At 69.2% G+C, this 1433-nt stretch carries 3 protein-coding genes; 2 read left to right on the forward strand and 1 reads right to left on the reverse strand.

Annotated features, from left to right (window positions below):
• Positions 1-31: 31 nt before the first annotated feature.
• The gene (locus J0695_RS36060) at positions 32-658 is read right to left on the reverse strand and encodes a TetR family transcriptional regulator (protein WP_206968994.1); all 627 of its coding nucleotides are present in this window, start codon (positions 656-658) and stop codon (positions 32-34) included.
• A gap of 99 nt (positions 659-757) precedes the next feature.
• Between J0695_RS36060 and J0695_RS36065 the strand changes: the two genes are divergently transcribed.
• Entirely contained in the window at positions 758-910 is a 153-nt protein-coding gene (locus J0695_RS36065; protein ID WP_206968995.1) for a hypothetical protein, read from the forward strand.
• A 29-nt stretch (positions 911-939) separates the two neighbouring features.
• Positions 940-1206: a DUF4190 domain-containing protein gene (locus J0695_RS36070; RefSeq protein WP_206968996.1), complete on the forward strand. Its 267-nt coding sequence runs from the start codon at positions 940-942 to the stop codon at positions 1204-1206.
• The last annotated feature ends 227 nt before the right edge of the window (positions 1207-1433 follow it).

Consider the following 1433-nt stretch of genomic DNA (forward strand, 5'->3'; position numbering starts at 1 on the left):
CGGGCTATAAATAGCCCGTCCGGCGGCGGGGTCAGTCCAGCCAGTGCTGGCGGCCCAGGCTGACCAGGCGCAGCTGACGCCGGGCGACATCACGCGCATGCTCTCCGTCGCCCTCCGCCTCCAGCAGCGCCGACGCGGCCATCACCATGTGGTCGACGTACAGGCCGGCGAGCATGAGGAGATCCTCCTCGCTCCACCCCCGCGACTCCGGCTGACGGGCGAACGCGGCCGCCACCTCCTGCGCGAACAGCCGCAGTTGGGTGCCTATGGCCTCCCGCACGGGCTGGACCCCGCCGTGCCGTTCGCGCGCGATGAAGCGGACGTGCGCGGGGTGCGTCCGTACGAGATCCGCGATGAGGCCGACGGTGCGGTCGATGCGTACGACCGCGTCCCCCTCGTCGGCCAGTGCCGTCCCGATCGTGCCGTGCAGCGACCCGAGCGCCTCCTCGACGAGGGCCACACCGAGGTCCGCGGTGTCCCGGAAGTGCCGGTAGAAGGCGGTCGGGGCCACCCCCACCGCGCGCGTCACCTCGCGCAGGCCGAGGCTGCTCAGGCTCTGCTCCTCAAGGAGCGTGAGGGCCTCGTCCAGGAGGGCCTGGCGGGTCTTGAGCTTCTGGGCCTGGCGGACGCCGGTGGCCGCGGTGGAGGTGTGACTCATGCCATTCAGTAAACAACCGTTCTCCGGCGAAGGGAAGCGTAGACTCAGGAATCAGTGAACAGTCGTACCCACAAGTGTTCACCGAAAGGTTGACGACCGATGATTGCCATCGCCGCAGTTCTCCTTCTCCTGGGGATCGTGCTGGGCGCCGTGTCCCATCTGCCGGTCCCGGTCACCGTCCTCGCCACCGTCGTCATCGGCGGCTGGCTGATGATCTTCGCCGTACGCGAGCGCATCGCCCGGACCAAGTGAACGACCGAATGAGCAAGGGAGCCGGAACCATGGAACTCACCGCTTCTGCCCGCACCCGCACGGGCACGCGCGACACCGACGGCATGGCCGTCGCGGCGTTCGTGCTCGGGCTGCTGGGACTGCTCGTGATGAACCTGATCCTGGGGCCCATCGCGATCGTGCTGGCCGGCCTCGCCCTGTGGCGCGGCACCGCCCGCAGGGGCCGGGCCCTGCTCGGACTCGGCCTCGGGGTTGCCGACCTGGTGATCCTGGGCACGCTGGTGACGTCCGACGGCGTGCTCGCCTGGAACTTCTAGCTCCGTTTCACAGGCTCATGACAGCGGGGACTTACGTCCGCGTGATGGCCTCAGGCGTCACCCGACAGACCCTGAGGAGCGAACGATCCATGACGCGTGTACGCCGGGCGGTCCCCGTAGCCGCACTGCTGGCCCTGACCCCGCTGCTGGCCGCGTGCGGCTCCGACTCGAGCGGTTCGTCGTCCGGGAGCGACAGTCAGAACTCCCAGAACTCCCAGAACTCCCAG

Source organism: Streptomyces beijiangensis, from assembly GCF_017315755.1.
Classification (GTDB): domain Bacteria; phylum Actinomycetota; class Actinomycetes; order Streptomycetales; family Streptomycetaceae; genus Streptomyces; species Streptomyces beijiangensis.